The sequence below is a fragment of the Clostridium sartagoforme genome (assembly GCF_004794105.1).
Lineage (GTDB): Bacteria > Bacillota > Clostridia > Clostridiales > Clostridiaceae > Clostridium > Clostridium sartagoforme_B.
The window spans coordinates 250,597-263,442 of sequence record NZ_SRYR01000002.1; the positions used below are offsets into that span (position 1 = coordinate 250,597).

Below are 12,846 nucleotides of genomic sequence, written 5' to 3' on the forward strand. Positions count from 1 at the left end.
GTTCTCCCATTATAGAGATAGGGTATTTTGTACCTAAGATGAGATGGATTTTATATCTAATCAGAGTGGAACCGTGGAAGATGATCTTCTGCCTCTGTAATTACAGGGCAGGGGATTTTTTGTTTTTTATGGAGGTATGAATAATTTTTTATAAAGGGGTTATCATAGCTTCAGAACTATTTTCACTTAGCATATATAAATTAAGAATACTTTGGAGAAAAAGGAAAGAACAAGTAAACCTGTTAGGTTCATTATTTTATTCTAAAGGAAAGAAAATTATTAACTAATTAAAAAACGTAATTAGCTAAAGAGTCAATATGCGGAGATTCGTAAACAAATAAATATTTAAAGTATCAATTTATAATAGGAGGAATAATATGAATATCAATATTAATTTAATTGTATCAATAGTTTTATCATTAGCAGCATTTTATTTAATTTATTTAGTAAAAGCTAAAACAAATAAGTTTTCATTTGCAACTTTAACAGCATTAGCTTTAGGACTAGCTATAGGTGTATTTTTCAAGGATAGTGCTTCTTATTTAGAGGTAGTAGGTAAGGGATATATATCTTTAATTAAAATGATAGTTGTACCATTAGTTATGGTATCAATAATAACAAGTATTCTTAGATTAAAAAATCTAGATACATTAAAAGCAATTGGTTTTAAAACATTAGGTATATTACTTGGAACAACAGGAATAGCAGCAGCAATAGGGTTAGTTATAGGAAAATTATTTAATCTTGGACAAGGATTATCTTATGTAGGTGTTGAAGGCTTTACAGCTAGAGAAATACCATCTTTCTCAAAGGTTATTTTAGATTTTCTACCTTCAAACCCAATAGCTTCAATCGTTAATAATCAAATAATACCAGTAGTTATTTTCTCATTATTCGTAGCAATAGCTTTAGTTATAGAAGATAATAAAAATCCTGAAAAAATTAAAGCTTTCAAAGATGTTATATTATCAGCTTATGAACTAGTATTAGGAATAACAAGAATTGTACTAAAATTTATACCTTATGGTGTATTTGCATTAATAGCAACAGCAGCAGCAAAAAATGGAATAGATACTTTGAAATCATTAATAGCAGTTATTGCAGCAGTTTATATAGCTTGTTTATTACAAATAATATTAGTACACACACCATTAGTAGCATTTGTGGCTAGGAAGAATCCAATTAAATTCTTTAAAGATATTTTCCCAGCACAAGTTGTAGCATTTACTAGCCAAAGTAGTTATGGAACATTACCAGTAACTATAAAAAGCTTAGTTGAAAATGCTAAGGTATCAGAAAATATAGCAAGCTTTGTAGCTCCACTTGGATCAACAATTGGAATGAATGCATGTGGTGGTTTATATCCAGCAATAGTAGCGGTATTTGTAGCAAATGTATTTAATGTAGATTTAAGTGCATATCATTACTTCTTAATAATACTAACGACTATAATATCTTCAATAGGTATAGCAGGGGTACCTGGAGCAGCAACTATGTCAACAACAGTTGTACTATCAACAGCAGGGTTACCAGTAGAAGGTATGGCAATGGTAATGGCAGTAGATGCAGTAATAGATATGATGAGAACATTAACTAACGTAACTGGATCAGCAGTAGCAGCAGTAGTAGTAGATGAAACAGAGAAGAGAAAGTTAGATAAGGCTGAAAAGCAAGTAGTATAAGTATAGAAAAGGGTCTATACGAAATTAAATTTTGATACTGGCATAAATGAAAAGAGGATTCGTATTTTGAATCCTCTTTTTTGAGCATAATAAAATCATGAAAAACAAAATTATATCTATTCATCAAATAGGTTTCCCCAATTGTAATGAATATATTATACCTAATAATGATTCAGTAAGATTTATTATAATATTACAGATGAGTTAGATTATACAGAGAATTATAAAGCGTAGTATGCTAATAGTAGAAAACATTCAATCATAGATGAAATTTTATACATAAAACTTTATATAAGATATTAATATATGTATATATAGAAGGCATATATTTAAGTATCTTCATAGAAAAATATTGTAAGAGATGTTAAGCTAGAAATAGCTTTTCTAAAACTGATAAAGACGAAAATTGCATACATATGAAAGAGGATAATATGAAAAAAGAGAAGTTAAAACAGCATAAGATGTGCAAGCAGAGGAGAGGCAGAGTACATTAATATAAAAAAAGCTATATCATATTGAACGTAATATTCAATATGATATAGATTTGTTTTTTATAGCTAATAATTAGCACTAAAAAATTAGCACTAAATGATTAGAATATAATTTTAAAGGATTATGTAAAAGGGGATGTTTGTTTAACAGCCCCTTTTTGTAGTTATAATTAATATTAATTTATTTAATTAAGTTTAAAATATCTTGTAGCTTTTTGCCACCGAAGTAAACCTTTGAGTCATCAACTATTATAGCTGGTACACTCATTATTTTGTGTTTACTCTTAAGTTCTGGGAAGTTTGATAAATCCAACATTTCAGTTTCTATATTTGGATTTTCAATAGCAATTTTTTGAGCAGCTACAACAACATCTGGGCATACATGACAAGAAAGTGATACTCCAACCTTAATATTAACTTTTCTATCAATTGACTTTATTTCATTAAGTATTGATTCTTCTAGTGCTTGACCAGGTCCAGCTACATTATACATAGCTAATATAAAGGAATTTAATTCATGACCTCCTGGAACACCATGGAATTTAACACCAGCATAATCACCATCTTTATTTAGTATAGCAACTATTGGGTATTTATCAGCATGAACTTTTTCTTCAATTTCTGGGTTTTCACCTTTTTTATAGATGATAGCTTCAACTTTATCACCTAAGTCAGCAATATCTAGAACTAAATCTCTTAATTCTATAGACTTAGCATTACTTTCATCTACAATCGAAACAAGTGAAATATTATTTTCAAATTTAGATAATACACCCTTTAATTGAGTTCTTAAATTATCGTTTAGAAGTGAACTTTTACCAGGTTTTGAGCTAAGCTTTGGAGATTCTTCTTTTGTTTCAACTTTTTCTTCAATAACTTCTTCTTCAACTATTCCAAGTCTTTCTTTTTCAGAAGCTACGTATCTTTCAGCATCTGTTGCAGCGATAGCACCATCAGCAACGGCTGTAACTACTTGTCTTAACATCTTAGGTCTTAAATCACCAGCGGCATAAACACCTTTAATGTTAGTTTGCATATTCTCATCTGTAAGAATATAACCCCATCTATCCATATCTATTTTACCTTTAAATACATCTGTTTGTGGTTGATATCCTACGAAAACGAATATACCAAATGTTCCATCTTCTTTTGGTGGAAAGTATTCAGATCTTTCGTTAGTAACATTATTTATAAGTTTTACAGATCTTAAAACATCGTCACCAACGGCTTCAACTACTTCAGTATTAAATCTTATTTCAATATTCTTATTAGCCTTTACCTTATCACCTATAGATTTAGCACAAGTAAATTCAGGTTCTCTTGCTATAATAATAACCTTTTTAGCAAACCTAGTTAGGTATATAGCTTCTTCAGCAGCAGCAAAACCTGCGCCTATAACTAAAACTTCTAGACCTTTAAAGAACTCACCATCACAAGTGGAGCAGTAAGCAACACCTCTACCACCGTACTCTATTTCACCAGGGAAACCTAGTTTTCTAGGTGAAGCACCAGTAGCGATTATTACAGCTCTTCCTTGAATATCAACAGAGCTAGTTTTAACTGTCTTAATTTCTCCTTCAAAGTCAACACCTATTACATCAGCTGTTTGGAACTTAACTCCGAAGTTTTCAGCTTGCATTCTCATTTGATTAGTTAAATCTGGACCAGTAGTCTTAACAATTCCAGGGTAGTTCACAACCTCAGCAGTACTTGCTATTTGACCACCTGTATGTTCTTTTTCTATGATTAGAGTTTTAAGTCTAGCCCTTCCAGCATATAATCCAGCAGATAACCCAGCAGGCCCACCACCAATTATAAGTAAATCATATATATTATTCATAATAATCCTCCTATATTCTAATTACGCCATTATTAGCTAATAATTATTATCCGTTATTTGTTAAAAAAATAGCGAGTTTACCTCGCTAAGTTTTTATCTGATCGCTACCATTGCTAACACTCCCACCTTCTATAAGTTGGAGCTAAGCACTGCTACGCGCCTGGATTAGTTCTTCTAACCTTCAGATGGAGTAGGGTATTCCTATTAAGAAAACTCCACCTAAAGATAAGAATCACTTTATAAGGGGAGTAAACTCCCCATATGTTATATATTAAAGTTTTCCTACTAAATCTAAGCTTGGTACTAAAGTATCAGCGCCTGGAGTCCAGTTTGCTGGACAAACTTCATCACCATGTTCTCTTACGAATTGAGCAGCTTGAACTTTTCTTAATAACTCCTCAGCATTTCTACCGATTCCGTTTTGGTGAACTTCATAAGCTTGGATAACACCATCTGGATCAACTATAAATGTTCCTCTTAAAGCCATACCTTCTTCTTCGATAAGAACTTCAAAGAATCTTGCTAACTTTCCAGTTGGGTCAGCTAACATTGGATATTTAATCTTTCCAATAGTTTCAGTTGTATCAGCCCATGCTTTGTGAACAAAGTGTGAATCTTCTGATACTGAATAAATTTCAGCTCCAATTTCTTTAAAGCTATTGTAGTGATCAGCTAAATCTCCTAATTCAGTTGGGCAAACAAATGTGAAGTCTGCTGGATAGAAGAAGAAAACTCCCCACTTTCCTAAAACATCTTCATTTGATACTTCTACAAACTTTCCATTATGATAAGCTTGAACCTTAAAATCCTCAATTTTTTTTCCTATTAATGACATAAATTTTTCCTCCTAAAATCTTTTTTAATATTCTCTATGTATTAATAATAATTATTATTTAATAATTTGTCAACAGTTTTTGGTAAAATAATTGATAATTTTTATTATTCAGCTAAAATGACGTATTCATTAAGTATTATTTCTTAAATGTGACTTATAAATGCAAATAATAATTAAATAAAAATTAAGAATTCTAAATCAGGTTGTAAACTAGATATATTTGGTATAAAATATATTTAAAAGTAGATTTTTTAGGGAGGATAATATTCTTGAATAAGGGTGGAATTAGACTATATTATAAAAATCAAGAGGAACTAAGCTATGCTTTGAGAAACTACATAGATAATTATTTTGAAGGAAATATTGAAGATGAAGATTTAGAAGAGAAGATATTTTCAGTAATTCAAGCAAATAAGAACAAGTTTTACAAAGATGGAGAGATAGCTAAAAAGCCTAAACAAATCCTAGGAAAAACTAGATTAAATGTTTTAGAACAAATTCTAGAGAAAAAGAATTAGATAAAAATTTAGAATAACAAAAGATTAAATAATATAGAATTCATTTTATAGAACTATAAAGTTCCACTAAGATTGAACTACTAAAATTATAGATACATTTAGTAAAGGAAGAGTTTTTGCTCTTCCTTTATTTATTATATAGAATTAAATTTTATAGTTAGCACTAAAGTATTCTAATAAATTACTAATATTAAAACCGAAAGACTCCAATAATATGTTATTAGAATTAAGATATTCTAAACTAAATCCTATGAGAATATTGGTTTCAGCTTTAATTAAATAGCTTTTCATATATTCTTTATATTTATCTATATCATTTTCTATTTTAAAGCAAAAACTAATAAGAAGATAAGTTTCTCTAAAATATCTATAATCATTTTTGTTATAAAATTCTATAGCTTTTTTATATTCCTTCATATTATAGTAGGATTTTATAATAAGTAGATTTAAATATGAATTAATATAGAAGTTAGTACTTAAGCTTATAGAAATAAGATAGTTTTCTATAGCAGAGTTATAATTTCTTATAATATAGTATTCATTTCCTAAATTGTAATAGTATATAATATCTTTTTCTTTAGTTTCATATTTTTCATATATTGATATGCGGCTATTAGAATTTTCTAAAACATTACTATTATCATCATTAAGAGAAAAATTATATATATAGTAATCTGTATTTTTAATTTTATTTAGGTAATCATTTTTATTATAAAGAACTTCATTTATCCTACCTTTATAGTAGAAACCTGATTTATTTCTTATGATTCTTAAAAAATAACCTCCATCAAAATTTTTATTATCTATAATGTTAATTACTTTTAATTTATATCCAAGATAAGATGATTTACTTAGAATCTTCTTTAAATTATTAATTTGAGAAGTATCTAGAGATTCATTAGAATTTATTGAAAGTATCCAATCCATTTTTGCAACCTCTAGGGCCTTATTTCTTGCAGAACTATAATTATTATTCCAAGGAAATTTTATTACCTTAGCATTAAATCTTTCTGCAATTCTTGATGTATAGTCTGTAAATCCAATATCTATTAAAATTATCTCGTCTGCAATTTCTTCTAAGCTTTTTAAGCATCTAGTTAAGTTAGATTCTTCGTTATCACTTATAATACAAACACTTAAGGTATTCAAAATAAAATTTCCTCCAGTAAAAGTTGTACATTATAAAATATGATAAATAAATAAATCTGCTAATAATAGAAAAATTCATATTTTTATTAAATTCTACTTTAAATTACTTATTTAAGGTGATTTTAATAGTTTTAAGCATAATATGATAAGTAGTATTTAACTGTAAAGGAGATATGAATGAAAGTATTAGTAGGTAGTCCTATAAAACAGAAAACTAATGTTTTAGAAAAGTTTCTAACTTCTTTAAAAGAATTAGAGAAGGATGATTTAGAAATTAAATATATATTTATTGATGATAATGATAAAAAGGAATCCTCAGATAGTTTATTGAGCTTTAGAAGGAGTGAAGAAAATGTTGATATATATAAGCTAAATAATGTTGAGAGCAATTATATATGTGACAGCTTTACTCATAGATGGTCTAAGGATATAGTAAATAAGGTTATAGATTTTAAGAATTTTATTATAGAAATAGCTAAGAAAGAGGACTTTGATTATTTGTTTTTCATAGATTCTGATTTAATATTACATCCAAAGACTTTAAAAAGGTTATTGTCTTTAAATAAAGAAATAGTATCAACTGTATTTTGGACTAAATGGTATCCAAGCTCCATGGCGGAACCTCAAGTTTGGCTTAAGGATAATTATACACTTTATGATAATGACTATGGAGAAGAAATAAGCAAGGATGAAGAAGAAAAGAGAAAGTTATCTTTTATAGAAATGTTAAAAAAACCAGGGACATATAAAGTAGGGGGATTAGGAGCATGTACATTAATAGATAAATCTTCGTTAAATAAGGGAGTTAATTTCAGTAGGCTTTATAATATTTCATATATTGGAGAGGATAGGCATTTTTGCATAAGGGCAGCAGCATTAGGAATTCAATTATATGTAGATACTTATTATCCGGCTTACCATATTTATAGGGAGGAAGATTTAGAAGGAGTAGATGAATATAAAAAGGGTAATATAAATTTAGATTTTAAAATTAACAGATTAAATGCCTATAATACATTAAAAGTAGCTTTAGAGGGAATAGGGGATTGTGGATATAATAAGCCTATAAATAGACAATACTTAAATTTTTTTGAAGAGGATTTAGTAAGTAGTATTCTTTTTAATTATAATGGAACTATTATTAAAGATAGAGTTAAAAATAAAAGAGAGATAATAAGCTATAAGATTATAGAAATGAATAATATAGATGAAGTAAAAATTAAAGTTATTTATTCAGATAGAGGATATAGCAATGATTATAGTTACTATAAGGAGTTTTTTAGCGAGTTTATAGTAAAAATACTTAAGAATGAGTATAAGATTGTTAGTTGGGATAACAAGGTAGAAAGGGAACCAATAGTCACACCATTAATAAGAAAAGCTAAAGATAAAGGAAATAAACTTACATTATCAATGGTAGTTAAGAACGAAGAGAATAGGTTTTTAAAGGAAGTTCTTATTTCAGCTAAGGAATATATAGATAATGCAGTTATTATTGATGATGGAAGTACAGATAATACAGTGGATATAATAGAAGATATACTTAAAGATATACCATATAGATTGATTAAAAATGAGGAATCTAAATTTAGTAATGAGGTATCTTTAAGGAGACAACAATGGGATGAGACTATAAAAATAAATCCTGATTGGATAGTTTTCTTAGATGCAGACGAGATATTTGAGGATAAATTTAAAGACTATATAAGAGTTCTTATGGAGAATACAGAGGTAGATGGATATTTATTTAGGCTTTATGATTTTTGGGATGAAAATCATTATAGAGATGATAGTCTATGGTGTGCACATAATACTTATAGATTGTTTTTAATAAGGTATCAAGAAAACTATAATTATTTATTTAAGGAAACTGCACAGCATTGTGGGAGAATACCATATAATTGTATAAACCTACCTTATTTTATTACTACTTTAAGGTTAAAGCATTATGGTTGGGCCAGAGTTCAAGATAGAATTGAAAAGTATAATAGATATATGAAACTAGATCCAAAAGGAGAGTTTGGAAGTTTGGAGCAATATAAATCTATATTAGATAAGAATCCAAGCTTAACCCTTTGGGAAGAGAATAACATGTAATACTTTTTGCTTAAGTAGAAGATTTAATTTACAGAAATATCACATGCTATTCTCAGGCACTAAAGGAATAGATTTTGATGAGCTGAATTTAGATATAGTGTTTTTCTTGCTTAAGTCGGTGTATATAATTCAGCAAAGTATTATATGTTATCCTTAGGTTTAAAGGGAAAACTGATTTTTGTTTTAATTTCCACCAAAATTATTAATTATTAACAGTTATTGTTAATAATTAGGGGTTATTTAGAAGTTTCTGTGGAAAACTTTTGTTTTATTATGATCTTCAAAGTCTTTTAGTGAAGTTATGTTTAATTTTTCTAATACGCTGTCCATAGTTGAACTGTGGGTAGCTATTTTTATTGGAGAGTTATAGGCTAAATTATCTACAGAAACTTTACCTTGTTCCTTAGGAATAATAGCTTTAGGGCCACCAACACATCCACCAACACAACCCATTCCTTCAATAAAATTAGCTTCTATTTCACCAGTTAAAGCTTTATTTAATATATCCTTACATTCTCTTACCCCTTCAGCTTTTATAGATTTAAACAGCTTAGCTTTATGCGGATATAATTCTTCAACGGCTTCGCCAACAGCAATAGATACACCACCAGTACGAGCGTATAACCTACCTCCTCTTGAAGCATAGTCTTTAGTAGGTATTCCTTCTAATTCTTCAGGATTTACATCAAAAGCTTTAAATATATTATCTAGCTCTTGAAATGTTAGTACAAAGTCTATATCACCAAGTAAATCCTTTTCTTTAGCTTCTGCTTTTTTTGCTATACAAGGTCCAATAAAAACTACTTTAGCATCTGGATTAAGCTTTTTTATAACCCTACCAGTTCCTATCATTGGAGAAACAGAAGGGGAAAGGTCTGGTACTAATTCTTTATAAACTTTTTTTAGCATTCCTACCCACATAGGGCAACAGCAAGATGTAATCATTAGATCCTTAGGAGAATTTACATGATTGTTAAATTCAACTGCTTCTTTAATAGTAATCATATCAGCAGCAAAGGCAACTTCAACCATGTCGCTAAAGCCAATTTTTATAAAGGCTGCCCTTAATTGATCTAAGGTTACATTTTCACCAAACTGCCCAATAATTGCGGGAGCCACAGCAGCAATAACTGTTTTATTATTTTTTACTAAATCTAAAATAGGTAGGAAATCTACTTTATCAAGAATTTTTCCTTCTTTACATGAATCTACGCATAATCCGCAACCTACACAAAGATCGTAATTGATATAAGTAGTTTTATTGTCATTATCATACATTATTGCATCAAATGGACAACTTAATTGACACTTATACTTTTCTTCACCTTCTTTTTTACAGCTTAGGCTACAGCTATCAAGTTTTTCTATTAATCTTTTGTTTACTGAATAATTGGTAATTGCTTTTTTAATGTTGTAGATATAGTTATTATCAAATTCTAGAGATACTCCACATAAGGAGGTTATAATTTTAAATGTTTCCTGAGGAGAGATTTCATGACAGACCATTATGGTTGAAAGAGTTTCTTCAAAATTTCCATTGTAATAAGACTTTACTAAAGTGTCGAAAAGATCGTTGTACTTGTTATGCACTTTTTACACCACCCAATAAATTATTTCTTTTTAGTAATACCCTATCCCATTAATTAATATTATACTCTTTTGAGAAATTTAAACAATAAATCAATAAGGTGTTAAAAAGAATATTAGAAGATTATGTGACAGTAAGAAGAGCTTTAATTCAATATGGATTTCTAGATAGATCAAGAGATTGTAGGGAATATTGGATGAGGGAATAATGATTAAGAGTTATAAAAAGGGCTGTTGCACAAACAGCCCAAATTAAGAATTAAAAATTAAAAATGAAGAATTATTAATGTATTTCTTACAGAATTACTAAAATTAATTTCTTTTCAAAACTCCTTAGGGAGTTTTTTCGTTAATTTTTCATTCTTAATTTTTCATTGTGCGATAGCATCTTTATGCTAGCCCAGATAAGTGTTCAATTAAAATCTTAATTCCTATAAATATTAATATAACGCCACCTATTAATTCAGCATAATTTTGCATAAACTGACCAAGTTTTTTACCAAGGAACATAGCTAAAAAACTTAATATAAATGTAGTTATTCCTATGATTATTATTGAAGGAATTATACTAACATTTAAAAATGCTAAACTAACTCCTACAGCTAAAGCATCTATACTAGTTGCTATTCCTAATATAGTAAGCTTTTTATAGGAAAATTCATCTCTTTCACATTCTGTAGGGATATCAGCGTCTCCACCACTTCTTATACCCTTAATTGATTCAAAGAGCATTTTTCCACCTATAACTCCTAGTAAAGCAAAAGCTATCCAGTGATCAAAGGATCTTATATAGATTTCAAAATATGTACCAACCCACCATCCAAGTAATGGCATTATGGCTTGAAAGCCACCAAAGAATAATGCAACTCTAAAAGAATATTTAACTTCATCATCCTTTAAGCATAGACCTTTAGCTAGAGAAACAGCAAATGCATCCATGGATAGCCCTATGCCTGTCATAAAAATTGATAATAATCCCATTTAATTAGTACTCCTTTTATTATGAATTTATTTCAAACTTAGAAAAACTAAGATTTAAGCTAATAAAAACAAAAAAGACTTATGCGTAGTATAACTACGCATAAGTCTCGCTATTTAATACTAAGCCAGAACAAAGTTCAATATGTTGACTTAGTAACTCCTACTAATCTAGAGCTAACTACTCCCTTATACAATAAATATCATGATATATATAATATCAAAAGAATTTAAAAATTTCAATGGAAAAAATATAATATATATGGTTAGAAATAAATTATATAATCAATCCTTTCAATTTAGAGAATTTACTAAAAAGATTTATATCTATAATGTTATAAGACTGTAGAAGCAGAATATTAATTTAAACATATATATAATATTATTAAATAGCGATAATACAGATTTTGGGAGAAAAGATGGTTGTATTAAATAAGATAATAGCATTATTTTTAATTATATTAATAGGTGTCTATGGGGCAAAAAAAGAAATAATAAATGAAGAAGTGAATAAGGGATTAAGAAAGATATTATTACAAATAACCTTACCTTTATTAGTTATAAATTCCTTTAGCTTTACCTTTAGTGAAGAAATTAAGGGAGATATAATTAAAGCCTTTATATATAGTACTATATTTTTTATAGTAGGAGGGATAATTTCATATATATTATTAAAGCCATTAAAGGGAGAGAAGAGGAAGATATTACAGTTTGGTAATGCATTTTCTAATTGCGGATTCATAGGTTTTCCAATTATAAATAGTATCTATGGAGCAGAAGGAGTAGTTTATACTTCAATATTTAATATGGTATTTACAATAGCCCTTTGGACTTATGGAATTATAATATTTACTGGATCTACATCTAAGGAAAATATAAAGAAGGTTTTAATTAATCCCGCAATTATTGCTGTATATATTGGAATTGTAATTATGATATTTAATATTAAGCTTCCTACAGCTATTATTGATACAAGCAAAATAGTAGGTGAAATGACAGCACCTATTTCAATGATTATTGTTGGGAATATACTTTCTAAAGTAAGGATGAAAGATATATTAAAAGAAAAAACTATATATTATGGTGCATTAATAAAGTTAATAATTATTCCATTGGTATTATGTACAATCACTAGGTATGTTTTAAAAGATAACTCAATGGTTATGAATACTATAATAATTATTCAAGCTATGCCAGCAGCAGCTATGACATCAATTTTTGCGGCTGATTTTAATAAAGAAAAGGAATATTCTGCTATGCTTGTATTTGTAACTACCTTATTATCAATAGTAACTATACCAATTATATCTAGAATATTAGGCGCGTAAAATAAAGATAATAATTTTTTTATAATAACTTTTATTCTTTACAAAAATGTTATATAATATATTTGAATTTAAGATAATCAATTTAAGAAAATGTAATGAGGTGCACTAATGGATTTAATTTGTCTTTGTAAAGGCGTGGAAAAAGATACTATAATTAATGCAATAAAAGATGGAGCAGATACTTTTGAAAAAGTAAGAGAAGCTACTGGAGCAGGCACAGGATTTTGTGGTGCTAGCAGATGTAGAGCTAGAATAGAAGCTTTAATCGAAGATAATAAATAATATATAAATAGGCTTTGGATTTATTCCAAAGCCTATTTTTATTTAGAAATAAAAATTAT

10 protein-coding genes, 1 pseudogene and 1 other annotated feature (1 of these 12 only partly in view) are annotated in these 12,846 nt (G+C 28.2%); of the genes and pseudogenes, 6 read left to right on the plus strand and 5 right to left on the minus strand.

The window, feature by feature from the left end; genetic code table 11:
- Positions 1-99, plus strand: a binding site (T-box leader) (it extends 131 nt beyond the left edge of the window).
- Positions 100-377: 278 nt separating this feature from the next.
- A complete protein-coding gene (locus tag E5347_RS08160; RefSeq protein ID WP_136006261.1) occupies positions 378-1,682 on the plus strand; it encodes a dicarboxylate/amino acid:cation symporter in 1,305 nt (434 codons plus the stop codon).
- Between the two features lie 672 nt (positions 1,683-2,354).
- Here E5347_RS08160 and E5347_RS08165 read toward each other — a convergent pair.
- On the minus strand, positions 2,355-4,013 hold the full coding sequence (locus E5347_RS08165; protein WP_136006263.1) for an FAD-dependent oxidoreductase: 1,659 nt from the start codon (positions 4,011-4,013) through the stop codon (positions 2,355-2,357).
- Positions 4,014-4,284: 271 nt separating this feature from the next.
- Positions 4,285-4,848, minus strand: a complete 564-nt coding sequence (gene ahpC / locus E5347_RS08170; protein WP_136006264.1) for an alkyl hydroperoxide reductase subunit C — start codon at positions 4,846-4,848, stop codon at positions 4,285-4,287.
- Between the two features lie 269 nt (positions 4,849-5,117).
- On the opposite strand from ahpC, the gene E5347_RS08175 reads away from it, so the two are divergent.
- Positions 5,118-5,366 carry a TIGR04540 family protein gene (locus E5347_RS08175; RefSeq protein WP_136006266.1) on the plus strand — a complete coding sequence of 83 codons (249 nt, stop codon included), beginning with the start codon at positions 5,118-5,120 and terminating at the stop codon, positions 5,364-5,366.
- A gap of 144 nt (positions 5,367-5,510) precedes the next feature.
- Here E5347_RS08175 and E5347_RS08180 read toward each other — a convergent pair whose 3' ends face one another.
- Positions 5,511-6,515, minus strand: coding sequence for a tetratricopeptide repeat-containing glycosyltransferase (locus E5347_RS08180; protein ID WP_136006267.1), 1,005 nt, complete (start codon positions 6,513-6,515; stop codon positions 5,511-5,513).
- 177 nt (positions 6,516-6,692) lie between these two features.
- On the opposite strand from E5347_RS08180, the gene E5347_RS08185 reads away from it, so the two are divergent.
- Entirely contained in the window at positions 6,693-8,612 is a 1,920-nt protein-coding gene (locus E5347_RS08185) for a glycosyltransferase family 2 protein (protein WP_243109758.1), read from the plus strand.
- Positions 8,613-8,852: 240 nt separating this feature from the next.
- Here E5347_RS08185 and E5347_RS08190 read toward each other — a convergent pair whose 3' ends face one another.
- Positions 8,853-10,202 carry a [Fe-Fe] hydrogenase large subunit C-terminal domain-containing protein gene (locus tag E5347_RS08190; protein ID WP_136006268.1) on the minus strand — a complete coding sequence of 450 codons (1,350 nt, stop codon included), beginning with the start codon at positions 10,200-10,202 and terminating at the stop codon, positions 8,853-8,855.
- 89 nt (positions 10,203-10,291) lie between these two features.
- Here E5347_RS08190 and E5347_RS08195 point away from each other — a divergent pair.
- Positions 10,292-10,408, plus strand: a pseudogene (locus tag E5347_RS08195) (DUF2087 domain-containing protein); the annotation flags it as partial.
- A 181-nt stretch (positions 10,409-10,589) separates the two neighbouring features.
- On the opposite strand, the gene E5347_RS08200 reads toward E5347_RS08195, so the two are convergent.
- Positions 10,590-11,180 (minus strand): manganese efflux pump MntP family protein, encoded by a 591-nt coding sequence (locus E5347_RS08200; RefSeq protein ID WP_136006270.1) that lies wholly within the window; start codon positions 11,178-11,180, stop codon positions 10,590-10,592.
- A 416-nt stretch (positions 11,181-11,596) separates the two neighbouring features.
- Between E5347_RS08200 and E5347_RS08205 the strand changes: the two genes are divergently transcribed.
- Positions 11,597-12,505, plus strand: coding sequence for an AEC family transporter (locus E5347_RS08205; RefSeq protein ID WP_136006271.1), 909 nt, complete (start codon positions 11,597-11,599; stop codon positions 12,503-12,505).
- A 108-nt stretch (positions 12,506-12,613) separates the two neighbouring features.
- Positions 12,614-12,787, plus strand: a complete 174-nt coding sequence (locus E5347_RS08210) for a (2Fe-2S)-binding protein (protein ID WP_136006273.1) — start codon at positions 12,614-12,616, stop codon at positions 12,785-12,787.
- Positions 12,788-12,846: the final 59 nt, after the last annotated feature.